The following is a 24,758-nucleotide window of genomic DNA, read 5'->3' on the forward strand; positions in this document are numbered from 1 at the left end:
GCCGGCCCCCCGGCGTGGCCCGTTCCCCCGCCCGGGCGCCGCCCCCGGGGGGGGCGGGGCGCCCCCCCCCCCCCCCACGGAGGTTCAGCCCCTTCGGCGTCAGCGTGACCGCTCCCGGATCCGGTCGGCGGCCTTCTCGGCGATCATGACGGTGGGCGCGTTGGTGTTTCCGCTGATGACGGTCGGCATGACGGAGGCGTCGACGACGCGGAGTCGCTCGACCCCGTGCACCTCCAGGTCCGGACCGACGACGGAGTCCTCCCCGGTTCCCATGGCGCAGGTCCCCACCGGGTGATACGACGTGGCACTCCATCTGCGGACGTGTTCTTCCAGGGCCGCGTCGTCCAGGGAGTCCGGGGCGACCGGGTCGTCGGCGGCCGGCGGACAGGACCGTGCCAGGTTTTCGGCGAACGGTGCGCAGCGGGCGATGCCCATGACCGCCCTGAGCCCGGCGGCCATGACCTTCACGTCCGCGGGCTCCTCGAAGTACCGGGGATCGATCAGGGGCGGGGCCAGCGGATCGGCGGACGCGATGCGGACGGTGCCGCGGGTCCGCGGGTTCAGACCTGCGCAGTTCATCGTGAACACCGGCCGGTCCGGCACCACCTCGCCACTGAGAACGAGTGCCGTGGCCCCTCCGGCCAACTGGACGTCAGGACGCCCGTCGCCGTCCGTCACGTTGAGGAACGCGCCGACCTCGCCGTAGTTGGAGGCGAAGGGCCCGTCTCCGTGCGCGCGCCATCGTTCGAGATTGGCCGGTGTGAGCAGGTCCCGGACGATGTCGGTGGAGTTCCTGGTCTCCCACACGACGGGGACCATCAGATGGTCCTGAAGGTTCCGGCCGACCCCCGGGAGGGGAACGCGGACGTCCGTCCCCGTGTCACGCAGTTCGCCGGGATCGCCCAAGCCCGAAAGGAGCAGCAGCTGGGGGGAGTTGACCGCTCCGCCGCAGAGCAGGGTCTCCATGTCGGCGTGGGCCGAACGCTCCTGACCGTCCAGCAGGTAGGTGACACCGGTCGCGCGTGATCCGTCGAAGGTGATCCCGGTCGCCAGGGCGTCGACGCGCACCGTGAGGTTGGGCCGGCCGAGGGCCGGGCGCAGATAGGCGTCGGCCGTCGACCACCGCCGACCTCGGCGGCAGGTCACCTGGTACAGGCCGGCGCCGGCGGGGGACGCGCCCGCGAAGTCGTCGTTGGGTTCCAGTCCCCATTCCACGGAGGCGTCCAGCCAGGCCCGTGAGAGATCGTGGGTGTAGACGCGGTCCTCGACGTGCAGCGGTCCGTCCGATCCGTGGTACGGCCGGCCGAGGCGGCGGTTCGACTCGGACCTCAGGAAGTACGGCAGGACGTCGTCGTAACCCCAGCCCTTCGCTCCGTACTCGTCGCGCCAGCCGTCGTAGTCGTGCCGGTTGCCCCGGGTGTAGATCATCACGTTGGTGGAGGACGAGCCGCCCAGTACCTTGCCGCGGGGCCAGGAGAAGGTGCGGCCCGGAGGGGCCTGTCGGACCGTCCGGTAGCTCCAGTCCGCGGCCGATCCGAAGAGCGTCCCGAGGGCGGCCGGGGTGTGGATGCGTTCGTCGGTGTCGGGGCCGCCCGCTTCGAGGAGCAGGACGCGGACACGGTCGTCGCGGCTCAGACGGTCCGCGAGCACGCAACCGGCGCTGCCTGCGCCCACGATGACGTAGTCGAAGCCTTCGGTTCCGGTGGAGGTCATGATGGCTCCATCGCCCGGCGGACGCGGTCGCCCGGACCTCGCCCGGGCGGTCGGCGCGGGCCGGCCTTCGGATCAGGGGTGGTAGATGGACTGGAGTCGCTGGTAGGCCTGAAGCCCCTCGGGCCCCAGTTCGGTGCCGAGGCCGCTGGCCTTCCTGCCTCCGTAGGGGGACGACAGGTCGGGCAGGTAGCCGTTGAGCCCGACGGTGCCGGTCCTCATGCGGCGCGCCACCTGGGCGCCGTGGTCCACGTCGGTGGTCCAGACGGTTCCGGCCAGGCCGTAGGCCGAATCGTTGGCCAGGCGCACGGCCTCGTCCTCGCCGTCGTAGGGCGTGACGGTGAGGACCGGGCCGAAGATCTCCTCCTGCGCGATGGTCCAGGAGTTGTCGACGTCGGCGAACACGGTCGGTTCGACGAACCACCCGCGGTCGAGACCGGCCGGGCGGCCGCCTCCGGTGGTGAGCCGGGCACCCTCGTCGAGGCCCGTCCTGACGTGACCCAGCACGCGTTCTCGCCGGCGGGAGCTGACGAGCGGGCCGATGCGGGTCCGGGGGTCGAGCGCGTCACCGACGACGGCGTCCCGGGCCATCGCCGTGCAGAACTCGACCACTTCGCCGTACCTGCCGCGGGGCGCCAGGATCCTGGAACTCGTGTAGCAGGTCTGGCCGTTGTTCAACAGAGTGGCCATGAAGAACTGCTCGGGGTCCGCGGCGAGGTCGGCGTCGTCGAGGACGACGGCGGCGGACCTGCCGCCCAGTTCCAGGGTCACCGGGCGCAGCAGTTCGGCGCACGCGGCGGCCACTTGACGGCCCGCTCCGGTGGAGCCGGTGAACGACACCTTGTCGATGTCGGGGTGGGAGACCAGACAGGCGCCGGTCTCGCGCCCGCCGGGAACGATGTTGATCACGCCGTCGGGGATCTCCGCCTCCTCCACGGCCCGCGCCAGCAGCACCGAGTCCAGGACCGTCTCCGGCGCCGGCTTGAGGACCAGCACGCAACCGGCCGCCAGGGCCGGGGCCACCTTGAAGAAGGCGATGGTCTGGGGGAAGTTCCAGGTCATGACGGCAGCCACGACGCCCGCGGGTTCCCGGCGGACCAGGGTGGTGCCCCGGGGCAGTCCGGTACGCAGATCCTCGGACGCCGTCCCGACCGCAAGTCCCGCGTAGTAACGCAACAGGGCCGACGGCACCACGCCCTCGAAGGACCGGGCGACAGTGATCGGCATGCCGTTCTGCGCGCTGACGGCCTCGGACGTCGCCCCGGCCCTGGCATCCAGCGCGTCCGCCAGACGGATCATGGCGGCCGCACGGCGTTCCGCGCCCCAGGAGGCCCAGCCGTCCGGTGCGTCGAATGCGGTACGCGCGGCTCCGACCGCTCGGTCGATGTCCTCGGGGGTGCCGTCCGCCACGGCGCCGAGGTGTTCGCCGGTACTCGCGGACACGGCGTCGATGACGCGGTCGCCGGATGCGCGCACCCAGTGTCCGCCGATGAACAGATGGTGGGGATCCATGGTGAACTCTTCCCTCGGCACGGCCTCGGGGCCGCGGCACTCGGCGCGGTACCCGGGCCCGATACCGGCCTGGCCCTTCATGTCGTCGCCCGGCGCATCGAACCTGCGGGCGGGCCACCTCTGTGACGCTCCTGCGGTGAACACTCACGTCGCGAGGAGCGCTTTCACGTTCATGGACAGATAAAGCTGAATAAAAGCGACGTTACACCCATCTGGGGTAGAGCGTCACCAGATGGGTAGGACATGGGTGAGGAAAACATCGGGCACCGCTCCCGCGAGGGCCCGGGCAGGGCCTCGTTCGCGGCACCCCCATCATGAGCACGGCACGGCACCTCAGGAGGGGTGGCACATCGTGAGGACCTACGGCGGAGCGACGGCGGAACAGCGCGCTTCGCAGCGCCGCCGGCGCCTCTTGGACAGCGGCCTGGAGCTCTTCTCCAGCCGGGGATACGCCCACACCTCCATCAGCGCGGTACTCCGCCACGCCGGCCTGAAGGACAGATACTTCGCGGAGAGCTTCTCGTCCCTCGACGACCTCATGGCAGCGCTCATGAGAGAGATCTACGAGGAACAGATCACCCGGTGCGCCGAGGCGATCGGCACGGACGAGCCGCTGCGCGACCGGGCTCGGAACATGATCGACGTCGTCGTCGGACTTCCCCTGGAAGACCCGAGGAAAGGGCGCGTCAAACTCGCGGAATCCCTGGGTGCCGGCCCCCTCACGGCGCGCGAACGGCGGCTGGGCCTGCGGCGGATGAGCGGCCTGGTGGACTCCCTCCTGAGGGAGCGGCCACTCGATCCCCGGATCGACACGGCCGCCATGTCCGTGGCCGTCGTGGGCGCGGTCGGCGAGATGTCACTGAGCTGGTTCAGCGGCGTCCTGGACGGGTCGCGGGAGGACCTGGTGGATCAGGGCCTCCTCCTCTTCGAGGCCCTGACCGAGCACACCCCGCAGACGACCCGGCGTGACGGGAGCACCGGAACGGACGCGTCGACGGGCTCGTTGTGAGCATCGGAGGGGCCGAACCCGTATGGGAGGGCGACGTGACATGTCCGTGCGGTCGTGAGGAGGACGCCGTTGATGGCGGCATTCCGTGGTCCGAAGATTCCGAACGTGTGGCTGTGGAGATGGCGGCGCAATCCGCTACGGCGCCGCAGTGACGCCCTGGAGGCCTGGATCGTCCTCGTCGCCGGAGCGCTCACCGTGCTCGGCGGGGTGCTCGCCGGCCTGCTGGCGACGCAGTCCGTGGAACACGGCCTCGCCCGGCAGCGCACCGAGTGGCACTCCGTCCTGGCACTGCTCGCCGACGACGTGCCGAGGCCGGACGCGTCGGCGACCGGCGCCGACATGGTGTGGGCGAAGGTCCGTTGGACCGCGGCGGACGGATCGCCGCGTGCCGGGCAGGCGCGGGTCTCCGTCGGCAGCCACGCGGGCACCCCGGTCACCGTGTGGACGGACGACGAGGGCCGGCTCGTCACCAAGCCCGCCTCGCCCTCCCAGGCCCGGCTGCGCGCGTCGCTGGTCGGGATCCTGATGGGGGTGAGCGCCGCGGGCGTTCCGTTCCTCGGCGGGCGGCTCCTGCGCGGACACATGGAGCGGCGCCGCATGGAGCAGTGGGACGAGGAGTGGCAGCGGATCGGGCCACTGTGGGGACGCAAGACAGGCTGAGGACAGGTGGTCCCGGGTGCCCGGACCCGCGGTGTCGCGGACGAGGGTCACCGCACCCGGGCGTTGCCCAGGTCGGCCCGGCAGGCGCGCAGCAGTTGTCCGTCCTCGACGATGTCATGGCTGCCGTACCCGCGGGACCGCGCCCGGTGCCGTCGCGGTGCGGCGAGTTCCGTATGCCGACGACCAGCCGTTCGACGAGGCCGATACCGCCGGCGAGGGACCACCCGCGGAGGTGGATTCCTCGGACGACGCCTACGCGATGGCCCCGACCGCGGTACGGGCGGCTGCCGTGGTCTTCGCCGAGCTGGTCGGGGACCGGGACCCGGAGGTGCGCCGGACGGCGGCGACGGCCATGACGCGCTTCCCCCGCCAACCGGAGCGGGCGCTCCGGCGGTTGACCGGGGTACCGCCTCCGCCGATGCTGACGGGCAACTCCGCAACGGCAACTGATCGCGAGTCCGCACCACGGCACCGACAACCGGGTTCCGGCGGCCGAACGCCCGTTCCGGTCCGTCCCGGCCTGGTCGGGCCCCGCCCCGCCCCCTCCGCGTGCCGGGCTCCCTAGACTGGGGCGGTTCACAGAGCGGCCGGGACGGCTCGCGCGAGACGATCCCGGCGAGGGGGAGGAAACACGGTGGCGACAGAGATCGGCGGCTTCGACGATCCTTCCGCCGAGGTGCTGGCGGAGGCGTCCGCGGCTTTCGGGCTGCTCGCCTCGTCGGCACGGCTGCACATCGTGTGGGCGCTGGCGCAGGGCGAGAGCGACGTGACCGGACTCGCCGAGCGGGTCGGCGGGGCGTTGCCCGCGGTGAGCCAGCACCTCACCAAGCTGAAGCTCGCCGGCCTCGTGCGATCCCGGCGCGAGGGCAGACGGCAGGTCTACTTCGTCGACGACCCGGACGTGGTCGCCGTCGTACGCCACATGGTCGGACAACTGACGGACCGGGCCGACCGCGCCGACCGAACCGAACCGCTCGGCGCGCACGGCCACCCGGTACCGACACCGCTCAGGGCTCAGTCCTCGTCGTCCCCCTCGTCGTCATCGCCCTCGAAGAAGTCGCCCACCTCGTCGACGACTTCGGCCGCGACCAGGCCGCCCACCACACCCACCGCGAGTCCCGCCGCGCCGGCCGCGATCGCGGTCCCCACGCCGGGTCCGGAGTGACGGCTGTCCTGCCCGCCGTGGCCCGGCGCGTGCCCGTAGGCGCTGCCCGCGGCGTACGGATCGTCATGGCCGTACGAGGCGTGTGAGCCGTACGACGCGCGGTGTCCGACCAACTCCCTGATCCAGCCGTCGACTTCGTTGTTCCAGTCGAGCGTGCCGATGTCGTGGTGGCTCACCGTGAAACGGGTGAGGGCGTCGTGCCCCGACTCGAACAGGCCGCCGCGCTTGTCGGCCTCCAGGACGACCTCCAGGCCGGCGGGGGTGGCGAGGAAGGTCAGCTCGATCTCGTTCACCGCGTGCGCGTACTGCGGCGCCGGGGTCAGCTCGATCTCCTGGTAGAAGGGCAACTGCTGTCCCGTGCCCCCGATGTGGCCGTATTCGAGGTCGGCCGACCGGAAGCCGAACCCCAACTGGCCCAGCGCCTCCAGAACGGCCTCCTGGACCGGCAGCGGACGCACCGTGAGCTGATCGACGTCCCCCTTGTCCCTCGCGCCGGCCACGGCGAGCTCGGTCCGCACTCCGAGCACGATGCCCAGCGGCTGCCCGTACAGCTCGCTGACCGGCGTCTCCCACGGCAGCGGCACACTGAAGGGGATGCTGCGCCGCTCCTGCCCGGCCAGGCGGAACCCGCCGCCGACGGTGAACCGGTCGAAGACGACGGCGCCCTCGCTCTCCGCGTCCTCGTGCTCCGCCTCGACCCGGGCGATCAGGTCGAGCCCGATGTGCTCGATCTCCACGTCCGCGCCGCCGCCCTGGAGATGGACCTGTCCCGACAGGATTCCGCCGGGCGCCACCGCGCCGCCGTCGAGAACCGTGTCCACCGAGGGGCCGCCTGCGCCCATCGCCCCGAGCAGCCTCTTGAACACCATGCCGCTGTGGCTCCTTCACTGATCGCACTCGTCGTTCCGAACCGGCCCGACGCTCACGCGCCGGGCCGGTCTCGTCAGAACTGACGGTGCGGGCGGAGAAGTTCCCAGCTCACCCGGACGGAGGCATCCTTCACGACGCCTCGCGGCCGAAGCAGCGCTCCAGTTCGTCCAGGTCGTAGAAGGAGCTGCCCTTGCGCACGGGCCGGCAGCCACTCCTGAACGCGGTCTCCTTCTCGTTGTAGAGCATCCGCACCAGATAGGTGTTCCCCTTGCGGAACACGTCCCACTGGATGTTGGCGGCCATCGGAGCCACCGACCCGCCCCGCCAGGAGTTGTCCGCGTAGGTGTAGGGGCGGCTCTCCGTCACCGGCTCGGTGCTGCCCGGCAGCCGCATCAGCGCGGCGAGCGGGATGATCTCCTCGGCGTGGGTGAAGCGCAGTTCCGCGCCCAGGTCGCTGGTCCCCGCGCGCCTCGCCTCGACCTTCTTGAAGAAGTCGTCGAGCAGGACGTCCGCCATCCGGTACGTGATGTCGCTGTCCGCGAAGCCGGGCCCCTTCTCGTAGAAGTCCTCGGCGTCGCCGAGATAGGCGAACCATGCGGCGTCGCGCGGCGCGAGGTAGCGCTCCAGATGCCAGTCGCCCTCGTCGCTCATGGCCGGGGCGATGCTGTACAGGTTGTAGACGGCCTGGGCCGCGTCCACTTCGGAGCCGATCGAGGAGAACTCGCCCGCGGCGACGCGCCGGACGAAGGACGGGGTGAAGATCTTCTCCAGGATGCCGCGGGCCGCGCGGCGGGTCGCGGGCTGCTCGGTGATGCTCTTCAGCGTGTTCGCCAGCCGCTGGTCGTTGGCGATGTAGTCGCGATAGGCGGCGCCACCCGCGGACTTGTGGAAGTACAGGAGGTCGGCGTCGGCCCGCGCCGGGCCGATGAGGGGGCCGAGCGCGGGGTCGGCGTCGGCGAGGGCGGAGGCGAAGATCCGTCCGCTGTCGACGGCGCGGCCCTGGCCCGAACTGACGACGTCGATCGGTTCGCCGTTCCGGGCGATCCGCGCGAACAGTCCGGGCAGCCGCCGCTCCATACGGACCGCGGCGCCCTGGATCTCCCGCTGCCCCCGGCCACTGAGACTGCCGTACCCGACCTTCTCCATCGCGGCGGTCAGCGAGCGCACCTGCGGGCCGAAGTCCGCACCGGCGCGGGTGAGTTCGCCCTCGTCCGCGGCCTTGTCCCACAGCTGGAGGATCAACTCCCCGTCCTCACCGCTCGTCGCCGCGCGGGAGCCGTGCCGGGACACGTTCTCCGTGAACACCGGGACGAACCCCTTCGGTGCCCGCTGATACGAACGGGCGTCCTGCTGCGGGGTGTACGGCGTCTTCGTCCCGTAGGAGCCGGCCGGTCCTCCTGTCGCTCCCGCCGGGAGCGCCAAGGTGAGCAGGGCGGAGAGCGCGAGGACCAGGGCGGGGGCGGCCGCGATACGTTTCATGGGTGGTCGATTCCTCCGGAGCGGGCTCGGGCGGTCGGCCGCATCGTCGCCGGGAGACGTGAACACCCGGTGACCGGGGCGTGGCGGGGCGACGGGTGCCCGGCCGGTACGGGAGCCCAGCGGCCCCGCGCCCGCCGGGCACGTCATGTCACCCGGCGGACGGCGAACCGGACGGCGAATCGGAGGGCGAACCGGGCGTCGCCGTGCCGGGCGTCGAGCTCGACGGCGCGCCGTCGTGGGGCGGCCGGGTCCCTCCCCCCGGGGCCCGAAGGTGACCGCGACGGCCGAGGGCGGGCAGCGCGGGCGGGGTGAGGAAGCCCTCCGCGCGCGCCGTGGCGATCCCGATGCGGGGCAGGTCGCTGCTCTTCTCGAACAGCAGGTAGCGGGGCTCCCACACCGGCCGGTACTTGGCGTTGGCCCGGTACAGGGACTCCAGCTGCCACCAACGGGAGAGGAAGGTCAGCACGGTGCACCACAGCCGGAGCACCGGCCCGGCGCCGAGCCGGGAACCCCGGTCGAAGACCGACCGGAACATGGCGAAGTTCAGCGACAGCCGCTTCACCCCGAACTCCTCCGCCCGCAGCAGGAGTTCGATGACCATGAACTCCATCAGCCCGTTCTCGCAGTTCCGGTCACGGCGCATCAGGTCGAGCGACAGCCCCTTCCCGCCCCAGGGCACGAAGCTCAGCACCGCCCGCGGTTCGGCACGGCTGTCGTGGCACTCCAGCATGACGCAGCGGCCGTCGCCCGGGTCGCCCAGCCGTCCCAGCGCCATGGAGAAGCCGCGTTCGGTCTCACCGTCCCGCCAGTGGTCGGCCTTGTCGATCAGGGTGGCCATCTCGTCCTCGGGGATGTCCGCGTGGCGGCGGATGCGGACGGTGTAGCCGGCCCGGCGAATCCGGTTGTGCGCCTGGCGCACTCCGCGCATCGCCCGACCCTCGAGGGTGAAGTCCGCCCGCTCCACGATGGCTTCGTCGCCGAGTTCGAGGGCGTCGAGGCCGTGCCGGGCGTAGATGGTGCCGGCCTCCTCGCCGGCGCCCATCACCGCAGGTGTCCACGCGTGCCGGCGTGCCTCGCGCAGCCACTCCTCGATCGCGCCGGGCCACGCCTCCGGGTCGCCGATCGGGTCGCCCGAGGCCAGGGTCACCCCGCCGACCACGCGGTAGGCGATCGCCGCCTTGCCGCTCGGCGACCACATGACGGCCTTGTCGCGGCGCAGCGAGAAGTAGCCCAGTGAGTCACGCTCGCCGTGCTTGGCGAGGAGCGCGCGCAGACGCTTCTCGTCGTCTTCGCCGAGGAGTTCGCTGCCGCGCGGGGCGCGGAAGCAGGCGTAGAGGACGAGCAGGAAGGTGGCGGCGATCAGGACGTTGACGAGGACGTCCACCCAGCGGGGCGCGACGACGGAGTCGAGGCGGTCGGCGAGCGGGCCGACGCTGACCCCGCGCAGCAGGGTGTACGCGATCCGGTCGCTCAGCGGCGCTCCGGACACCTTGTTGGTCGCGCTCACCAGCAGGGTCCCGAGGGTCCCGCTCACGAGGACGCCGCCGGCGCCGACGGCCAGGGCCAGCCGGGGGTTGGAGCGGTCCCCGACGGCCCGGAACTCCGTGCGTCCCAACAGCAGCGCGAGCACGAACAGTCCGGTGAACAGGGTCGAGAACCAGTTGAAAGCGTGGCGTCGGTACGGGGCCTGGGTCAGGGCCAGCACGTACAGGGCGAAGAGCGGGCCCGCGAGCAGCATGTTGAAGATCCACGCGGCCCGCTTGCGGCGCCTCATCACCAGGGCCAGGAACAGCGCCAGGGCGGCCGAGATCAACCCGGCGGTCGCCAGGTAAGGGGTGAAGAACTCACCCGCGTTGTGCTCGTGCACCTCCTCGCGGAACGGCAGCGAGACGACCGCCACCAGGTTGAGCAGCGCGAGCAGCCGCAGGTACCAGACCGTGGCCGCGGCCGCCCGCAGCCGCAGTCGTGGCCGTGCGCCGACAGCGGGGCCTTCGGCGGGAGCGGTCCGCCGCGACGTCGAGTTCCGCTGTCCGGGGACGAGCGCTGGCTGTTGTGCAGACACGGTGCAGCATCACCTTGGGAAGTGGGGTGGGAAGGAAGCCGTGGGGACGGGCCGGACGAACCTGTGCGTTTCCTGGGAATCGCAGAGCGGGGGAAACCCTACATCCTGTAAGGAAAGGTGAGTTGTGTCCAAGGTGAGGATCGGCACCGGAGATCTTGACGACCGACCGCCGACCGGCCGCGTACGGGTAAGACTGCCTGGTCCGCGCGGTGTCGCGGGGTAAGGGAGCGGTAAGAATCGGAGCGGGGCCGTCGATCTGCCGCCTCGGCCGCGCCCGGACGGCTACTTCTTCGCGCTGCCCGGCGTGAAGGTTGGCTCGGACCGGCTCGGCCGTTCCCCCATGGAGGCCTGCACCGGCTCGGTCCCGTCCAGGCGTCCGAGCAGGAAGGGGATCAAACCCCGCTCCAGAAGGGCCTGTTGCCAGTCCAGATGGGCCTGTCCCGCCTCCGCGCCGACGGGCTCACGGCCTTCCGGAGCGGGGCGGCGGCGGGTCGCCAGCGACCAGACCAGATCGCCCAGCGCCGCCCCCGCCGTCACCGCGGCCAGGATCACCACCACCATGATCAGGCCGTCGTTGAGATGGGGGCGCACGTCCAGGGCCTGTAGGTCGAACCCGCTCAGGACGTAGACGCCGGCGGCGACGACCCCGAGGCTGGGCAGGAGCAACGCGGACACGGAGATGGAGCTCTCCTCCGTGCACACGACGGTTTCTGAGGGACCGTCATACAGTCCCGCGTGCGACAGGTGGCCGGCCCGGGCCCGCAGTCCGAGGTAGCGGCCGTACTCGGCGGCCGCGGTCCGCGAGAGCGCAGCGCGCGCCTTCAGCGCCTCACCGCGCAGGCGTTCGCGCGTGTCAGCGGCGCCGGCGCGCTCCATCGCTGCCATGATCTCGGGGGAGTGCAGAGCCCGGTCCAGGACCCGCTCGAAGGAGCCGTCGGACGGCGCCGTCTGATCGGCGTCACGTTCCTTCACAGGGGTCCCCCGAGACGTAAGAGGCTCATGACGAACTCATGATGACGCAAACCCTACAGTATGTAGGGTTTGCGGCGCCCGCCGGACGTCCCGTGGACACCGGGACCGCGACGCGCCCGCCCCTGCCTCGTTTCCGCTGCCGTGCCTGTCACACCACCCCGTCGCATCCGGTCTATTCCGATGTCGAACAACGGACAGAGGGAATCATGCGCGAGATTGTGATCGTCGGTGGCGGCTACGCGGGCTTCTACACCGCATGGGGTCTCGAGAAGGCCCTGCGCACGGGCGAGGCGCGGGTGACGGTCGTCGATCCGCGCCCCTACATGACCTACCAGCCGTTCCTCCCGGAAGTGACGGCCGGATCGGTCGAGGCGCGCCACGCCGCCGTGTCGTTGCGACGGCATCTGCGTACCACCCGGCTGGTCGCGGGGAGCGTGACCGGCATCAGCAACGCGGACCGGGCGCTCACCGTCCGGGCCGCCGACGGGACCGAACACGAACTGCGCTACGACACCCTCGTGGTCACCGCCGGCGCCGTGACCCGCACCTTCCCCGTACCCGGTCTGGCGCAGCAGGCGATCGGCCTGAAACACGTCGAGGAGGCCGTGGCGATCCGTGACCGGCTGATGACCGCGTTCGACCAGGCGGCGTCGTCGCCTCCCGGGGCCGAGCGGCGGAAACTGCTCACCGTCACCTTCGTGGGCGGCGGGTTCTCCGGGGTCGAGGGCTTCGGTGAGCTGCTCTCACTGGCGACCGCGATGCTCAGGTCGTACCCGGAACTGAGCTTCGAGGACCTCTCCTTCCACCTGGTCGAGGCCCGGGGGCGCATCCTGCCCGAGGTGGGTGACGAGCCCGGCGCCTGGGTCGTACGCGACCTCGAACGCCGAGGCGCGCACGTGCATCTGAACACCCGGCTCGTCTCCGCCGAGGACGGGCACGTCGTGCTGTCCAGCGGCGAGGAGTTCGATTCGGCGCTGATCGTCTGGACCGCCGGCAACGCCTCTAACCCGGTCGTGCACAACCACACGGATCTGCCCCTCGACGAGCGGGGTCTGGTCGTGGTCCGCCCCGACCTTCGGGTGGGCACCGCCGACGAGCCCGTGCCGGACGTGTGGGCGGCCGGGGACGACGCGGCCGTCCCCGACCTGGCCTCGCCGGTCCCCGGGGCGTACACGGTGCCGAACGCCCAGCACGCCGTGCGGCAGGGCCGGCTCCTCGCGAAGAACATCGTGGCCGACCTGCGCGGGGGCAGGATCCGGGACTACCGCCACAGCAGCCTGGGAGTGGTGGCGACCCTGGGCCTGGGGCGCGGGATCTTCCAGTACAAGGGCATCGTCGTCAAGGGGCTGCCCGCCTGGCTGATGCACCGCGGGTACCACGTCCTGGCCGTGCCCACCTGGGAGCGGAAGGTCCGGGTGCTCGCCGTCTGGCTCACCGCCGCGCTGTTCGGCCGCGATCTCGTCTCCCTCGCCTCCGTCCAGCACCCACGGGACGCGTTCCTCGCGAGTGGCGAGCCGCAACGCTCCGGCGGCGCCGGGTGAGCGGCGGGACACACAGCGACGGGAGCAGGCCGGAGCACACGGCCACCGCGCGGTGGCAGCGGAACGACCAGCCGTCTGGAGGACACCTTGGACGCGAGTGAGGAGGCCGCACGCGGCCTGACCGACATCGAGAACTTCCTGTACCGGGAGTCCCACCTGGGAGCGGCCCACCGGCGCGCGGCGGATTTCACCGCACGCGTGCCCGGCCTGACCCGGCAGCAGCGGATCGCCATCGAGGAGTGGTACGTCGAGGAGCAGGAACACGTCGCTCGTATGGTGACCGAGCACATCGCCGACAGCATCAGCGTGGTGGAGAAGCGGCACCACGACCGCTTCGGACGGTGGCTCCGGGGAACCCTGGCCGCGATGGCTCTCATCACCGCGGCGATGGTCGTGGTCAGCGTCGTGCTGGTTGTCGGGGCGTCGGCCTGAATCCGGACGGGACGGCGCTCGGTCAGGGCCGGCCGCCGTCCCGCGGCGACGGACTCTCCTGCGGGCCGGGGGAGCCGGGCGGGCAGTTCCAGAGGCGGAGTTTGTCGGGGTTGAGGACGATCGAGATCCGCGTGATGCACCGGTCGGTGACGGTGAGGCTGATGACGGCGGCGACCTGGTGGTCGTAGCGGGCCACGAGGCCCGTGCGGCCGTTGACGGAGTGGGCGGTCAGCGTGGTGCGCGGGCGGAGGGCCAGGAGGGTCAGCAGGCTCGCCGCGACCTGCCGGCTGCCCTGCACGGGTGTGGCCAGCGCCCGGACCTTGCCGCCGCCGTCGAAGAGCGCCGTGGCGTCCGGGGCGAGCAGTGAGGCGAGCAGCTCGCCGTCCTGCGCCGCACAGGCCTCGCGGACCGCTCGGGCGAGGACGTCGTGCCGGTACGCCGTGACGGCATGCGGGCTTCGTACGCGCGGGCCGTGACGTGCCTGGTCGACGAGCAGCGTGGGCGCGGGACGGCCCGGGTTCCGCGACCGGTCGGCCTGCCCCGCGGCGCCGGCGCTCTCGTCCACCCAGCCGGGTACGGCGAGCCGGCCCAGACAGATGCCGCCCGCGGTCCTCGCCAGCCAGGACCGGGGCACCTCGATACGGCCACGCGCCGCGTCCGGCAGCCCGTACCACCGGCGGTACGTCTCGTCGACCACGCGCTCCGCCGCACCGGCGCTGCCCAGCATCCAGCAGGCGACGTCCAGCAGATACCGGCGCTCGTCCAGCAACTCCGCGAGCGGCACCGCACCAGCACGATCCATACGGCATTCTCCCTCACGGACGGCCGCGTCACACGGCCGCACACAGAATTCTCCTCGCGGTTCCGGAGGCCTCGAGCGGTGTCGCCGCCCCGATGACCGGGGCCGGCGCTTACCCGCCCGTGCCCGGACGGTGATTTCAGGGGCCGGCGGCGGAGTCCTGGCGAATCACGGACCGTTTCTCATTTTCCCGGCCCAACCTTTATGACCGGGTAGCCATGGATCTTGTGACATGAGCCTTCGCAGGTGTCACATCCACGCCTCGGGCCCGGTCATACGAGAGGGAGCAGGCCGAGTTCCTGCCGATCCCGGAGACGCGGCGAAGATGCCCGTTCCGCACCCTGTCGCGTCGGATTCCCCGGCTCTCCGCGGAGAGGTACCGGCGGCCCGCGCGGCAGCGAGACGCGCCGGGCCGGACGCGATTCTCCCGAACGATCTGTGAACGGTGGTAGAGGCATGAGCGACCGGAGTCGGGAACAGCCCGTACGGCGAGGTCCCGCGGGAGAAAGGATCGCCGACTGGGCCTCCGGGCGCCTGGGTGTGCACGGCCGGGTCAGGGAGAGAGCGCGAAGAGCGTTCCCCGACCACTGGTCGTTCCTGCTGGGCGAGATATGCCTCTACAGCTTCGTCGTCATCGTCGTCACGGGTGTGTATCTCACGCTGTACTTCCATCCGTCGATGAAGGAAGTGACGTATCACGGCAGTTACGCGCCGTTGCGGGGACAACTGGTGTCGGAGGCGTTCGACTCGACCCTGCACATCTCCTTCGACGTACGCGGTGGCCTGCTCATCCGACAGGTCCATCACTGGGCCGCTCTGGTCTTCGTCGCCGCGATGCTCGTCCACATGATGCGCGTGTTCTTCACCGGGGCGTTCCGAAAGCCCCGTGAACTCAACTGGGTATTCGGATTCCTGCTGTTGGTCCTGGGAATGTTCGCGGGCCTGACCGGGTACGACCTTCCGGACGACCTGCTGTCCGGGACGGGCCTCGCGGTCGTGAACGGAACCATTCTCTCGATCCCTGTCGTCGGAACCTATCTCTCCATGTTCCTTTTCGGGGGTGAGTTCCCGGGCGACGACCTGGTGGCGCGCTTCAACACCCTTCATGTGCTGATCATTCCCGCCCTCATGGTGGGACTGGTCGTCGCACACGTGGTTCTGGCCCTCCGCCACCGGCACACGCAGTATCCGGGCCCGGGGCGTGACAACCGCAACGTCGTGGGTCTTCCGCGCGGAGTGCGCGCCGTGAAGTCCGGGGGACTCTTCTTCCTGGTGGCCGGCGGGCTGCTCCTCGTCGCCGCGGCCGTCCAGATCAACCCCGTCTGGCAGTACGGACCCCACCGCGCCGACCAGGTCTCGGCGGGGTCCCAGCCCGACTGGTACATGGGTGTGGCGGACGGACTCCTGCGCGTCATGCCGGGCTGGGAAATCGACTTCTGGGGCCACACACTGGCTCTCGACAACCTGATCCCGCTGCTGGTGGGAGCCGGCCTCTTCCTCGCCATGGGCGTCTACCCGTTCATCGAGGCATGGGTGACGGGCGACGACCGTGACCAGCATGTCCTCGACCGGCCACGCAACCGGCCGGTGCGAGCGGGCCTCGGTGTGGCATGGATCAGCTTCTATCTGGTGGCCCTCGTCGGAGCCGCGAACGACATCATCGCCATTCGCCTGCACGTCGGGGTCGAATCAGTGACGTGGGCGGTGCGCGTCGCTCTGTTCGTCGTGCCTCCCGCCGCCTACGCCGTGGGGCACCGGTGGGCGCTCGGTCTCCAGCGCGCGGACCGCGACGAGGTCCTGCACGGGCGCGAGACCGGCACGATCAGGCGTTTGCCGAACGGGGAGTTCATCGAGGTGCACGAGCCGCTCAGCCAGGAACGACTGCACGTTCTCACCCAGCACGAGCAGTACCGGCCGATCGGTCCCGGCGATGCGGGCGACGGGGGAGACCCGAGCGCCGTACCGCGCCCCGTCCAGCGACTGCGCGCACGGCTCAGCCGGCGTTTCTACGGCGAGGGCGCGCAGATCACCAAGGCGACGGCGCGAGAGTACAAGGCGCTCAGCGGTGATCACCGCGGCTGACCCGGCCGTGTCCGCACGGCGGAGATGTCGACGGTCAGCTTCAGTCTTTCGCTGAGCGGGAGCCCACCCGGTCCCGGCGCCGGGGTCCCGTCCGGACCGGGGCCGGCGCCGGGGCGCCGTGGGCCGAACGTGCCTTCGAGGCCGACCAGGTCGCGTCCGCACGCGTCCCGGCCCCGCGCACGGAACGCGAGGTCGAGGTGGACGGGGAGCTCGACGCCCTTGATCCGGAGGTACCCGGCCAGGCGGAGCCGGTCCGCGCCGGCGTCGAGGACCCCGGCGGAACGGAAGCTCATGAGGGGAAACGTCGCGGAGTCCAGGAACTCGGGGCCGGTGACGTGCGCGTCGCGCTCCGGGGACCCGGTGTTCACGCTGCCCGTCTGGACACTGAGGTAGGCCTCGGACCGGGCGGGGCTGCCCCCGTCGAGCTTGAGGAGCCCCTCGAACTCGGTGAAGTTCCCGCGCACGTCGGTGCAAAGGGCGCGTCGGGCGGAGAAGCCGATCGCGCTGCGGACCGGGTCGACGAGGTAGACGCCGGTCAACTCCTCGTGGGGAGTCGGACGGTGAACGGTGGCTTCCTCGGGGTGGAACATGTCGGGCCGATTCTTCCGCGCGGGGATCTCGTATGGGGGCCGATTCGGAAAAGGCGGGCCGCCGCGGGGTCGCTGCCCCGGTGGGGCGAGGCCGCCGCCGCAAGGGAGGGCCCCCGCCTCGCCGGCGGGGGCCCACGGTAATCACCGCTGGTGCGCGGGCCGTTCGACGCTCCGGTGTGCCGGCGATGCGGGTGTCCGCACATCGGGTCCCGCGACCTCGACCGGGCGGTCGACCGGGCTGTCGACCGGAGTGCCGACGGCCGTGCGGCCGGCCGTCGTCGCCACGTGTCCGGCGGCGCTCGTCGTCATTCGGCGAGCTTTCCCTCGGTCGAGACCTCTTCCATCAGCGAGGAGATCTCCTCGGGTATGGCCGGGATGCTCTCGTGGGTGATGCCGGTCGTCGGGGACCACACGAGATTGACCTGCAGAGCGGGGTCGAGGTCGGGATGGTCACTGCGGTTGTGGCAGCCGCGTGTCTCGCGACGCTCCAGCGCCGCTTCGAGGGTGGCGCGGGCGGCCAGGGCCGCGGACAGGAGATCGAAGGCGTGCGCGAGGTCCTGATAGCCGGCGATGTCCGGGTGGACACCGACGTTCTCCATCCTCTTCTCGATCGCCGCGAGCTCCTCCAGCCCGGCGCGCAGGCCTTCTTCGTGGCGTACGACTCCGGCGTGCTCGGTCATGGTGTTGCGGATGGCACGCTGCAGGGCACGGACGTTCTCCGGTCCGTCGGCGGCGAGGAGATCGTCGATCTCCGCTCGGGCGTGCGCGGTCGCCGACGCCGAGCGTGTGTGCGCGGTGAGCGAGCGCGAGTAGGCGGCGGCCGCCTGGCCCGTGATGCGGCCGAACACCAGTAGTTCGATGAGGCTGTTGCCGCCCAGGCGGTTGGCGCCGTGCAGCCCGCTCGACGCCTCCCCGATGGCGTACAGGCCCCGGACGTCGGTGCTGTGGTCCTCGGGGCGCACCCACACCCCGCCCATCGAGTAGTGCGCCGTGGGCGCGATCTCGATCGGTTCACGGGTGATGTCCAGCATCTGCAGATCCAGCAGTGTCTGGTACACGCGGGGGAGCCGCGTCATGATCGTCTGCCGTGACAGATGGGAGACGTCCAGCCAGACACCGCCGTTGGGGGTCCCCCGCCCTTCCTTGATCTCCGTGTAGGAGGCCAGGGCGACACGGTCGCGGGTGGACAGCTCCATACGGGCGGGGTCGTAGCGGGTCATGAACCGCTCCCCGAGCGCGTTGCGCAGTATCCCGCCCTCTCCCCGGGCGGCCTCGCTCACCAGCGTGCCGGCCGCGTTCTCCGGCTCGATGATCCCGGAGGGGTGGAACTGGACCAGTTCGGGGTCGCGCAGCCGCGCCCCGGCCTCCACCGCCAGCCGGAAGGAGTCGCCCGTGTTCTCGTCACGCCGTGAAGACGTGCGACGCCAGATACGGGTGTGACCACCCGCGGCGAGTATGACGGCGTCCGCGTGGATCAGACAGCGCGTTCCGTCGGTGAGGTCGAAGCCGTAGGCGCCGAAGACGGCGCCGTCGTGGACGAGGAGCCGGGTGATGTAGACGCCGTCGAGCACGGGGATGCCGAGCTGGTCGGCGCGCCTGAGGAGGGTGCGCTGAATCTCCAGACCGGTGTAGTCGCCGGCGAAGGCGGTCCGCCGGAACTTGTGGGCGCCGAAGAAGCGTTGGCTGATCCGGCCGTCCTCTTCCCTGGCGAAGGCCATGCCGTAGCGCTCCAGATCGTCGATTCCCCGGGCGGCGCCCTGGGTGACGATCCGGGTCGTCCGGGGGTCGGCGAGGAGGTAACTCTCCTTGAGGGTGTCCGCCGCGTGCTGCTGCCAGCTGTCCTCGGGATCCATCGTGGACAGCGCCGCGTTGATCCCTCCGGCGGCGAGTGCCGTGTGGGCGTCCTCCTTGGCACGCTTGCCGACCGTGAGGACGTCGACACCGGCCTCGGCCAGTTCGATGGCTGCGCGCAGCCCGGCCCCTCCGGTGCCGATCACCAGCACCATGGTGGAGAGACGTCGTTCGGTGATGACCACGGTTTGCTCCGATCGCCTGGGTTGTCACCACTACGACCGGGCCGTCCGGGGGTTTGTGACAGGGGGAGGCGCCCCCGCTCAGGGCGAGAGCGTGATGGTCGTCGGCGTCCCCCGCCGGGCCATCTTCGCGTAGGGGCACAGGGAGTCGGCCTGCGCCAGCAGCGGTGCGGCCGCCTCGGGGTCGATGCCGGGCCACCGCACCACGAGGTCGACGCGCAGCAGGTAGCCGGGGTCCCCCGGGTCCCGCCCGAGCGCGACGGTCGCCGCCACGGAGATCGCGGCGGGGTCGAACGCCGAATGGCGGGCGACCAGGCTGAGCGCGCCGTGGAAGCAGGCGGCGAAGCCTGCGGCGAACAACTGCTCGGGGTTGGTTCCCCGGCCGTCTCCACCCAGTTCGGCGGGCATGCGGAGGTCGAGGTCCAGGACCCCGTCGGCCGAGCGGGCCCTCCCCGAGGCCCGTCCGTGGCGGGCCGTCCCCCCGCTCACGGTCACCGTCGTGGTGTAGAGGGGGGCGAAGGAGTCCCGGTCGAAGTCCTCGGCGGCGGACGGCGGGGGCAGCCGGAGCCCGTCGGTCACCGCGTGACCCCGTCCGCGTCGGCGAAGCCCGCCGGGAGCGGGGTCGGCACGGTCGTGGGAGGCCGGGTGGACGCCGGGGTCACGTCACGCCGACAGCCCGTGCGAGAGGGCCGGCCCCGGGCGGAGCCCAGCGCGCCGGATGCGCCAAGTGCCATGTGTCCCGCGCCTTAGTGTCATGGGCAAGCCCCGGGGTCTCGGACAGTTGGATGACCGAGAGGTGGCCCCGGTTGTGACAGCCCAGGACAGACTCGTGCCGGCCGTCGGCACGTTGCTCCGGTGTCCCTGTCTCTCCGCCCCCGTCGGACGCCGAGGCGACGACCGCGCCGAGATCCGCCTCAGGCACTCAGCGAGGCCACGTAAGGTTCCAGTTTGGCGGGATTCATGACCCACATGAGGCGTTCGATGCCGTGTTCCGACACGTCGATGGAGAGCAGGACCACCGGGTTTCCATGGGACGTGACGAGGACGGCCGGGCTGCCGTTGCTCTCGACCCAGCGGATGTCCGTCCCGGGCCAGAACCGCGGGGCGAACGCGACGAGGTACTTGCTGACGTGCGGGCGGCCGACGACGGGGATCCTGGACGCCCCTCGGATGCCTCCGCCGTCGGAGTAGCTGACCACGTCGGCACTGAGCACGTCCTCCAGCGCCGAGAGACTGCCTGTCTGCGCCGCGACGAGGAAGACCTCCAGCAGTCTGCGGTGAGCGGCGGGGCTGACCGGGTCCTTGCGTTCGGCCGCGAGGTGTTTGCGGGCGCGGCTGACCAGTTGGCGCGTATTGGCCTCGCTGGTCTCCAGGATGTCGGCGATCCGTCCGTAGGGGTAGTCGAAGGCTTCCCGCAGGACGTACGCGGCCCGTTCCACCGGGTTCAGTTTCTCCAGGAGGAAGAGGACGGCCATGTCCAGGGCCTCGGCGCGTTCGGCGCCCAGCTGCGGGTCCACGCTGGTGTCGACCGGCTCGGGGAGCCAGGGTCCGATGTACGTCTCGCGCCGCACCCTGGCGGACTGGGCGAGGTTGATCGCCAACCGGGCGGTGACCGTGGCCAGGAACGCGGCGGGTTCGTGGATGTCGGCGCGGTCCGCCTTCTGCCACCGCAGCCACGCCTCCTGTACGATGTCCTCGGCCTCCATGGCGCTGCCGAGCACGCGGTAGGCGATCCCGAAGAGCTGGGGACGGGCCGCGACGAAATCCCTCGTCGCCTGGTCGAGGGAGGAGCCTGCGTCATCCCCGGCGGACATGGATCTCCTAGAGGTTCGGGTGCCCCATTTTACCGGCGGACCCGGCAGAACGCCTGATGGGAGCACGCGTCCCGCATGGTCACGCACGTCTCGTGTTGTGCTCCCGAGCGGACCCGTGCACGCTTGATCAGCGACGGACGCCGTCGCCGCGGACCATCACGGAGGGAGTCGCAGTGTCGAACGACGACTCGTCGGGCGGAACGCCGGACAGGCCGCGCTCCGAGGTGTGGAAGACGGCGGTGACGGTCCTCCAGGACGCCGAACCGCCCTTCATCCCCGAGGGCGCCTCCGGGATGACGATCCTTGTCCAGTGGCCGCCCGGTGACCCCGGCACCCCTCCGCACCGCCACTCGGGACCGGCCTTCGGATACGTGATCGAGGGCGAGGTGCGCTTCGAGCTCGAAGGCGAACCGGAACGCGTCGTCAAGGCCGGTGAGACGTTCTGGGAGCCCGGCGGTGACGTCATCCACTACCAGGACGGGAACGCCCGTACGGACGCGCCGTGCCGGTTCGTCGTGACCATGTTCTGCGCGCCGGGCACACCGATGCTCACGCTGGTCGACGAGGAGGAACTGGCGCGACGGACCCACCTGCGCGCTCCGCGCCCCGGGGGCTGACCCGCGGCTGAGTGCCGACGCTCTAGTCCACGAAGTACGAGTCGTGCTTGAGGAGGAACGCGGTGCGTTCCTCGTCCGTCGCGTCCGCCAGCTGCGACAGCTTCTCGAAGTACTCCTCACGCGGCGCTCCGGGGGTGAAGAGCAGAAGCATGTCGGCCGGGGAGTCGGCGTCGTTGCGGAACGCGTGCAGTCCGCCCTGCGGCACATGGAGGAAGTCGCCCTGGCGGGCCTCGACCCACTGTGCGCCGTCGAAGAGACGAACCGTGCCGCCGAGGATGAAGAAGGACTCCGAGATGGTCTTGTGGAAGTGGGTCCTGGGCCCACCCGCGTGCGGCCGCATCTCGACCCGGTAGAGGCCGAATTCGCCGCGCGTGGTGGCCGTGGTCGCCAGGTAGTGGATGGCGTCACCGCCTGCCGTGCCGACGTCCGGTGGAGTCCCCGCCGGCCGGAAGTCCGCGTTGATCTCGCCGTCATCTCCTGTGTACACCTGCTTCGGGTACGACATGCCGACCATCCCTTTCCCGTGGTGCGTGGGCGACGTCCTCCGGACGGGGCGTGCGCCCGCTCTTTCGTGAGGGTGGAACCGCCGGACTGCCCGGTGTGCGCGACCGTGCCCCTCGCGGAAGAGACCGGACAGCACCGGCGTGTGTGACAGGTCCACGACTCCGACGCCGGGCCGGGCGTCGCGGGTCAGGTGAGATGCGGCCGGTCGGGCGGCGGCTGCGGCAGGGGACCGGCGTCGGTGGCGCGCAGGCCGTCGAGGGCCAGTTCGAGGTAGCGGCGCCATGCCTGTGGCTGCGTGGCCAGCAAGGGCGCGGCGGTCTGGTGGATGCCGCCGAGCAGCAGCACCACGTCCGTTCCCGTGACGTCACCGCGGACGGTGCCCTGCGCGCGCGCCCGGGCGGTGAGTGCCTCGGCCGCCTCGCAGAGGACGCCGATGGTGTCCCGTACACCGGAGTGCTGCAACGAGGGGCGTCCGATCACTTCGCAGAAGGCGCGGTCGGCGGCGAGCAGTTCGACCCCGTCGGTCATGAATTCCCGGAGCGCCGCTTCCGCGTCGTCGGCCGCCAGCAGCCGCTCCGCCGCGCGTACGAGCTGGTCGAGCATCTGGAGCGTGATGGCCGCGAGCAGCTCCTCCTTGGAGGCGAAGTGCCGGAACACCGTGCCCTTGGCGAGGCCGGCCCGTTGGGCGATCTCGCCGATCGGTACCTCGACCCCGTGCTCCGCGAACGCCGCCGTCGCGGCCTCCAGCAGCAGGCGCCGATTGCGCACCATGTCCGCCCGCTGCCCCGTGGCGGCCGTCGTACCGGTCATGTGTGCCTCCTCACGAAGAGGAGCCTAGCAGCAACATGACCACGGGGTCACATTAGCTGCTACGGTCGAACATGACCCGGCGGTCATCTTCTGGACCGCCCGTACCCGGCTGTTTCCGGCTGCCCTCATGGCCCCGGCGGGTCCGGTCCTTCGCACCACGAACTTCTTGGAGAGATCTGTGAGCAACACTCTGGAAGGCAGCGTCGTCCTCGTCACCGGCGCTTCCTCGGGCATCGGACGGGCCACCGCGATCGCCCTGTCGAAGGCGGGTGCCCGGGTCGCGGCCGGCGCCCGACGGGCCGACCGGGTGCGGTCCCTCGCGGAGGACGCCCCCGGCGAGATGCTGGCCCTCGAACTGGACGTCACCGACCCGCAGTCGGTGCGCGACGCGGTCGACGCGACCGTCGAGCGCTTCGGAGCCCTCGACGTGCTGGTGAACAACGCGGGCGTGATGCTCAGCGGGCAGATCCTCGGCGCGGACACCACGGAGTGGACGCGCATGGTCGAGACGAACCTGCTCGGATCGATGTACGCGGTCCACTCCGCCCTGCCGCACCTGCTGCGGCGCAAGGGAGCGGTGGTGCAGATCTCCTCGACGTCGGGGCGCGCGTCATCGGCCGCGAGCGGTGTGTACGCGGCGACCAAGTTCGGCGTCAACGCCTTCGCGGAGGCGTTGCGCCAGGAGGTCACCGAGCAGGGCGTGCGGGTCGTCGTCGTGGAACCCGGTTTCGTGGCCACCGAGCTGACCAGCCACATCACCGACCCGGCCATCCAGGCCATGGCCAGGACCATGGCCGAGTCCATGCGGACGCTCCGGGCCGAGGACGTCGCCGGCGCCGTCGTGTACGCGCTCTCCCAGCCCGAGCACGTCGCCGTCAACGAGATCCTGATCCGGCCGACCGACCAGACCCGCTGAGCCCGGTCACCCCTCCCGCGCCTCGGACCCGACGGCGTGCGCTCGGTCGGCGTACGCCCGGTGGTCCGAGGCAGGGCGGCGGGCGCGGGCCGGCGGTGATGTCCCGCGCGTGACGGCCGCGACGCCGGTCAGACCAGCTCGAGTCCCCCGTCGAGGGTGAGCACTTGACCGGTCAGGTGCGTGCTCAGGGGATCGGCGAGACGCAGGATCCACTCCGCGACGTCCTCCGCGTCCCCGAGACGCCCGGTCGGGATGCGGTCGCGTTCGTGGGCGCGCAGTTCGTCGATGGTGTCCTGGGGGAGGCCCGCCGCGACCAGGACGTCCGTCTTGGTGGGGCCGGGGGCGATCGCGTTGACCCGTACGCCGTCGGACGCGAGCTCCAGGGCCCAGCTCCGCGTCAGTTGCTCCAGAGCGCTCTTGGTGGCGGCGTAGTGGGCCGCGCCGGCCAGGGGGCGGTGCCCGTAGGTGCTGGAGACGTTGACGATCGAACCCGAGGAGTCGCGCAGGTGCGGCAGGGCCGCGCGGGCGAGCATGCTCGGCGCGGTCACGTTGAGGTCGAACAGTCCGGTGATGACCGACCGGTCGCTCTCCGCGAGCGGCATCACGGCCGTGGCACCGGCGTTGTTCACCAGGACGTCGATGCGGCCCCACCGCTCCACCGCGGTGGCCACCACCGTGTCCGCGGCGTCCTCCTCGCGGATGTCCAGCGGCAGGACCGCGATGCCGGAGTGGGCGCGAGCCGTCTCCTCCAGAGCGTCCTTCCGGCGTCCCACACCGAGGACGTGTGCTCCCGACTCGGCGAGGGCGATCGCGGTGGCGCGGCCGATGCCCGACCCCGCTCCTGTGACGACGGCGACAAGGTCCTTGAAACGGGGGGTGGTTGTGGTGGGCATGGGTGTCCCCTTTTCGAAGTGCGCGGTGAAGAGATGCAGGGGGCCGCGGACGCGTGTGGCATCGAGCGGGAGCGCGTACGGGCGTACCGGACGCCGCCGTCGGCCGCGAGGGCGTGCGTCCGGGCGGGCGACCGCTCAGTACCGGTGGGCAGTCCGGGGGCCCTCGGCCCGTCTCGACGACGGCGGGGGGGGGGGGGCCCCCCGGGGGGGGGGGGGGGGCGGGGCCCGGCGGGGGGGGGGGCGGGGATCGGCAGGGGTGTGACGCTCGCGGCCGCGGGCGCGGAGAAT

General features: G+C 71.3%; 22 protein-coding genes and 1 pseudogene. 8 read left to right on the plus strand and 15 right to left on the minus strand.

Annotated elements, in window-relative coordinates:
- Nucleotides 1–99: 99 nt before the first annotated feature.
- Nucleotides 100–1,713 (minus strand): GMC family oxidoreductase, encoded by a 1,614-nt coding sequence (locus ACFV2J_RS08350; RefSeq protein WP_385085379.1) that lies wholly within the window; start codon nt 1,711–1,713, stop codon nt 100–102.
- Nucleotides 1,714–1,785: 72 nt separating this feature from the next.
- Nucleotides 1,786–3,222 (minus strand): aldehyde dehydrogenase, encoded by a 1,437-nt coding sequence (locus ACFV2J_RS08355; RefSeq protein WP_385085377.1) that lies wholly within the window; start codon nt 3,220–3,222, stop codon nt 1,786–1,788.
- 352 nt (nt 3,223–3,574) lie between these two features.
- Here ACFV2J_RS08355 and ACFV2J_RS08360 point away from each other — a divergent pair, with 352 nt between their 5' ends.
- From ACFV2J_RS08360 to ACFV2J_RS08370, 3 genes and pseudogenes are all read left to right on the plus strand, one after another.
- The gene (locus ACFV2J_RS08360; protein WP_385085375.1) at nt 3,575–4,231 is read left to right on the plus strand and encodes a TetR/AcrR family transcriptional regulator; all 657 of its coding nucleotides are present in this window, start codon (nt 3,575–3,577) and stop codon (nt 4,229–4,231) included.
- 72 nt (nt 4,232–4,303) lie between these two features.
- The gene (locus ACFV2J_RS08365; RefSeq protein WP_385437772.1) at nt 4,304–4,891 is read left to right on the plus strand and encodes a hypothetical protein; all 588 of its coding nucleotides are present in this window, start codon (nt 4,304–4,306) and stop codon (nt 4,889–4,891) included.
- A 634-nt stretch (nt 4,892–5,525) separates the two neighbouring features.
- Nucleotides 5,526–5,903 (plus strand): annotated as a pseudogene (locus tag ACFV2J_RS08370) (metalloregulator ArsR/SmtB family transcription factor); the annotation flags it as partial.
- Nucleotides 5,904–5,905: 2 nt separating this feature from the next.
- Here the strand turns inward: ACFV2J_RS08370 and ACFV2J_RS08375 are convergent.
- The 4 genes from ACFV2J_RS08375 to ACFV2J_RS08390 all read right to left on the minus strand — a co-directional run bounded on the left by ACFV2J_RS08375 (nt 5,906) and on the right by ACFV2J_RS08390 (nt 11,439).
- Nucleotides 5,906–6,925: a sporulation protein gene (locus ACFV2J_RS08375; protein WP_385085371.1), complete on the minus strand. Its 1,020-nt coding sequence runs from the start codon at nt 6,923–6,925 to the stop codon at nt 5,906–5,908.
- A gap of 130 nt (nt 6,926–7,055) precedes the next feature.
- Nucleotides 7,056–8,405, minus strand: coding sequence for a histidine-type phosphatase (locus tag ACFV2J_RS08380; protein ID WP_385085369.1), 1,350 nt, complete (start codon nt 8,403–8,405; stop codon nt 7,056–7,058).
- Nucleotides 8,406–8,553: 148 nt separating this feature from the next.
- Nucleotides 8,554–10,467, minus strand: a complete 1,914-nt coding sequence (locus ACFV2J_RS08385; protein WP_385437775.1) for a phosphatidylglycerol lysyltransferase domain-containing protein — start codon at nt 10,465–10,467, stop codon at nt 8,554–8,556.
- 282 nt (nt 10,468–10,749) lie between these two features.
- Nucleotides 10,750–11,439, minus strand: coding sequence for a hypothetical protein (locus ACFV2J_RS08390; RefSeq protein ID WP_385085365.1), 690 nt, complete (start codon nt 11,437–11,439; stop codon nt 10,750–10,752).
- Nucleotides 11,440–11,645: 206 nt separating this feature from the next.
- On the opposite strand from ACFV2J_RS08390, the gene ACFV2J_RS08395 reads away from it, so the two are divergent.
- Nucleotides 11,646–12,980: an NAD(P)/FAD-dependent oxidoreductase gene (locus ACFV2J_RS08395; RefSeq protein WP_385085363.1), complete on the plus strand. Its 1,335-nt coding sequence runs from the start codon at nt 11,646–11,648 to the stop codon at nt 12,978–12,980.
- 87 nt (nt 12,981–13,067) lie between these two features.
- On the plus strand, nt 13,068–13,412 hold the full coding sequence (locus ACFV2J_RS08400; RefSeq protein WP_385085361.1) for a hypothetical protein: 345 nt from the start codon (nt 13,068–13,070) through the stop codon (nt 13,410–13,412).
- Nucleotides 13,413–13,434: 22 nt separating this feature from the next.
- Here ACFV2J_RS08400 and ACFV2J_RS08405 read toward each other — a convergent pair whose 3' ends face one another.
- Nucleotides 13,435–14,214: an RNA polymerase subunit sigma gene (locus ACFV2J_RS08405; RefSeq protein ID WP_385085359.1), complete on the minus strand. Its 780-nt coding sequence runs from the start codon at nt 14,212–14,214 to the stop codon at nt 13,435–13,437.
- 453 nt (nt 14,215–14,667) lie between these two features.
- On the opposite strand from ACFV2J_RS08405, the gene ACFV2J_RS08410 reads away from it, so the two are divergent.
- Nucleotides 14,668–16,293: a cytochrome bc complex cytochrome b subunit gene (locus tag ACFV2J_RS08410; protein WP_385437778.1), complete on the plus strand. Its 1,626-nt coding sequence runs from the start codon at nt 14,668–14,670 to the stop codon at nt 16,291–16,293.
- Here the strand turns inward: ACFV2J_RS08410 and ACFV2J_RS08415 are convergent.
- The 5 genes from ACFV2J_RS08415 to ACFV2J_RS08435 form a co-directional block, all read right to left on the minus strand.
- The gene (locus ACFV2J_RS08415) at nt 16,281–16,883 is read right to left on the minus strand and encodes a YceI family protein (protein ID WP_385437780.1); all 603 of its coding nucleotides are present in this window, start codon (nt 16,881–16,883) and stop codon (nt 16,281–16,283) included. The two genes, ACFV2J_RS08410 and ACFV2J_RS08415, sit on opposite strands and share 13 nt — an antisense overlap.
- 141 nt (nt 16,884–17,024) lie before the next feature.
- Nucleotides 17,025–17,192 (minus strand): hypothetical protein, encoded by a 168-nt coding sequence (locus ACFV2J_RS08420; protein ID WP_385085353.1) that lies wholly within the window; start codon nt 17,190–17,192, stop codon nt 17,025–17,027.
- Nucleotides 17,189–18,889 carry an L-aspartate oxidase gene (locus ACFV2J_RS08425; protein ID WP_385085385.1) on the minus strand — a complete coding sequence of 567 codons (1,701 nt, stop codon included), beginning with the start codon at nt 18,887–18,889 and terminating at the stop codon, nt 17,189–17,191. Before ACFV2J_RS08425 ends, ACFV2J_RS08420 begins: the two co-directional genes overlap by 4 nt.
- A 108-nt stretch (nt 18,890–18,997) precedes the next feature.
- Complete coding sequence (locus ACFV2J_RS08430; protein ID WP_385085351.1) at nt 18,998–19,495, minus strand: Ohr family peroxiredoxin; 498 nt, start codon at nt 19,493–19,495, stop codon at nt 18,998–19,000.
- A gap of 335 nt (nt 19,496–19,830) precedes the next feature.
- Nucleotides 19,831–20,730: an RNA polymerase sigma-70 factor gene (locus ACFV2J_RS08435; protein ID WP_385437783.1), complete on the minus strand. Its 900-nt coding sequence runs from the start codon at nt 20,728–20,730 to the stop codon at nt 19,831–19,833.
- Between the two features lie 173 nt (nt 20,731–20,903).
- Here ACFV2J_RS08435 and ACFV2J_RS08440 point away from each other — a divergent pair, with 173 nt between their 5' ends.
- Nucleotides 20,904–21,347 carry a cupin domain-containing protein gene (locus ACFV2J_RS08440; RefSeq protein ID WP_385096444.1) on the plus strand — a complete coding sequence of 148 codons (444 nt, stop codon included), beginning with the start codon at nt 20,904–20,906 and terminating at the stop codon, nt 21,345–21,347.
- Nucleotides 21,348–21,369: 22 nt separating this feature from the next.
- Here the strand turns inward: ACFV2J_RS08440 and ACFV2J_RS08445 are convergent, their stop codons facing one another.
- Together ACFV2J_RS08445 and ACFV2J_RS08450 are read right to left on the minus strand one after the other, a co-directional pair.
- Nucleotides 21,370–21,852: a cupin domain-containing protein gene (locus tag ACFV2J_RS08445; protein ID WP_385096447.1), complete on the minus strand. Its 483-nt coding sequence runs from the start codon at nt 21,850–21,852 to the stop codon at nt 21,370–21,372.
- Nucleotides 21,853–22,037: 185 nt separating this feature from the next.
- Nucleotides 22,038–22,661, minus strand: coding sequence for a TetR/AcrR family transcriptional regulator (locus ACFV2J_RS08450; RefSeq protein WP_385096450.1), 624 nt, complete (start codon nt 22,659–22,661; stop codon nt 22,038–22,040).
- A 178-nt stretch (nt 22,662–22,839) separates the two neighbouring features.
- On the opposite strand from ACFV2J_RS08450, the gene ACFV2J_RS08455 reads away from it, so the two are divergent.
- Nucleotides 22,840–23,577 (plus strand): SDR family NAD(P)-dependent oxidoreductase, encoded by a 738-nt coding sequence (locus ACFV2J_RS08455; RefSeq protein ID WP_385096453.1) that lies wholly within the window; start codon nt 22,840–22,842, stop codon nt 23,575–23,577.
- Nucleotides 23,578–23,705: 128 nt separating this feature from the next.
- Here ACFV2J_RS08455 and ACFV2J_RS08460 read toward each other — a convergent pair whose 3' ends face one another.
- Nucleotides 23,706–24,470: an SDR family NAD(P)-dependent oxidoreductase gene (locus ACFV2J_RS08460; RefSeq protein ID WP_385096456.1), complete on the minus strand. Its 765-nt coding sequence runs from the start codon at nt 24,468–24,470 to the stop codon at nt 23,706–23,708.
- Between the last annotated feature and the right edge of the window lie 288 nt (nt 24,471–24,758).

The sequence above is a fragment of the Streptomyces sp. NPDC059668 genome, assembly GCF_042734135.1.
Lineage (GTDB): Bacteria > Actinomycetota > Actinomycetes > Streptomycetales > Streptomycetaceae > Streptomyces.

Bases quoted from the DNA above. Each gene is read 5' to 3' on its own strand.
- ACFV2J_RS08415 (WP_385437780.1), bottom strand. From the start codon at position 16,883: ATGTTCCACCCCGAGGAAGCCACCGTTCACCGTCCGACTCCCCACGAG.
- ACFV2J_RS08375 (WP_385085371.1), bottom strand. From the start codon at position 6,925: ATGGTGTTCAAGAGGCTGCTCGGGGCGATGGGCGCAGGCGGCCCCTCG.
- ACFV2J_RS08355 (WP_385085377.1), bottom strand. From the start codon at position 3,222: ATGGATCCCCACCATCTGTTCATCGGCGGACACTGGGTGCGCGCATCC.
- ACFV2J_RS08435 (WP_385437783.1), bottom strand. From the start codon at position 20,730: ATGTCCGCCGGGGATGACGCAGGCTCCTCCCTCGACCAGGCGACGAGG.
- ACFV2J_RS08420 (WP_385085353.1), bottom strand. From the start codon at position 17,192: ATGACGACGAGCGCCGCCGGACACGTGGCGACGACGGCCGGCCGCACG.
- ACFV2J_RS08450 (WP_385096450.1), bottom strand. From the start codon at position 22,661: ATGACCGGTACGACGGCCGCCACGGGGCAGCGGGCGGACATGGTGCGC.
- ACFV2J_RS08350 (WP_385085379.1), bottom strand. From the start codon at position 1,713: ATGACCTCCACCGGAACCGAAGGCTTCGACTACGTCATCGTGGGCGCA.
- ACFV2J_RS08405 (WP_385085359.1), bottom strand. From the start codon at position 14,214: ATGGATCGTGCTGGTGCGGTGCCGCTCGCGGAGTTGCTGGACGAGCGC.
- ACFV2J_RS08410 (WP_385437778.1), top strand. From the start codon at position 14,668: ATGAGCGACCGGAGTCGGGAACAGCCCGTACGGCGAGGTCCCGCGGGA.
- ACFV2J_RS08380 (WP_385085369.1), bottom strand. From the start codon at position 8,405: ATGAAACGTATCGCGGCCGCCCCCGCCCTGGTCCTCGCGCTCTCCGCC.
- ACFV2J_RS08445 (WP_385096447.1), bottom strand. From the start codon at position 21,852: ATGTCGTACCCGAAGCAGGTGTACACAGGAGATGACGGCGAGATCAAC.
- ACFV2J_RS08460 (WP_385096456.1), bottom strand. From the start codon at position 24,470: ATGCCCACCACAACCACCCCCCGTTTCAAGGACCTTGTCGCCGTCGTC.
- ACFV2J_RS08365 (WP_385437772.1), top strand. From the start codon at position 4,304: ATGGCGGCATTCCGTGGTCCGAAGATTCCGAACGTGTGGCTGTGGAGA.
- ACFV2J_RS08425 (WP_385085385.1), bottom strand. From the start codon at position 18,889: ATGGTGCTGGTGATCGGCACCGGAGGGGCCGGGCTGCGCGCAGCCATC.
- ACFV2J_RS08395 (WP_385085363.1), top strand. From the start codon at position 11,646: ATGCGCGAGATTGTGATCGTCGGTGGCGGCTACGCGGGCTTCTACACC.